Below are 582 nucleotides of genomic sequence, written 5' to 3' on the forward strand. Positions count from 1 at the left end.
ACCGCGCCTCCCGTCCGTGCCACGACCGGGCGTCCGCATCGCGTTCTGGATCGCGCAGGTGCGCGCCGGCACAGCCGGACGAGGATGAGTCCCGATCACCCCGTCGAGGAGGCGAGCGCGATGATGCGGACCGACGACGATCCCCTGCAGACCGATCCCGAGCACTACCGGCTGCTCTGGGAGAACGAGCACGTCCGCGTGCTCGACTACACCGACGTACCGGGCGACCGGACCCACGTGCACCGACACCCGGCGAGCGTCATGGTCACGCTGACGGGCTTCGATCGCCGACTCGTGGCCGACGGGAGGGAGCTCGACGTGGCGTTGCCCGCCGGGACCGCAGTGTGGCTCCCGGCGCAGCGACACAGCGGGCGGAACACCGGGTCCACACCGACCCACACGATCCTGGTCGAGCTCCTCCACGTGCCGGTCGAGGACCCGGACCCGACCGTGCTCGGACCGGGCCCGAGCCAGAGTTGAGCGTGGTGTCCCAGCCGGCCGACACCGTCGATCAGGGGGCCGCGGGGACCTGACGGACGGTCGCGGCGGCGCCGGGGGTGGCCCCGACCGTGCCGTCGACGG

The 582-nt window shown here is 72.9% G+C and carries 1 protein-coding gene; it reads left to right on the top strand.

The genetic code is table 11. The features are described 5' to 3' along the window. Window positions 1–120 precede the first annotated feature (120 nt). Window positions 121–480 carry a cytoplasmic protein gene (locus BIV03_RS15765; protein ID WP_217637404.1) on the top strand — a complete coding sequence of 120 codons (360 nt, stop codon included), beginning with the start codon at window positions 121–123 and terminating at the stop codon, window positions 478–480. Window positions 481–582 lie beyond the last annotated feature (102 nt).

Origin of the sequence: Curtobacterium sp. MCBA15_016 (assembly GCF_001865105.1) — a bacterium.
Taxonomy (GTDB): Bacteria; Actinomycetota; Actinomycetes; order Actinomycetales; family Microbacteriaceae; genus Curtobacterium.

Excerpts from the sequence above, each read along its gene's own strand:
- BIV03_RS15765 (WP_217637404.1), top strand. The coding sequence starts at position 121 with ATGATGCGGACCGACGACGATCCCCTGCAGACCGATCCCGAGCACTAC.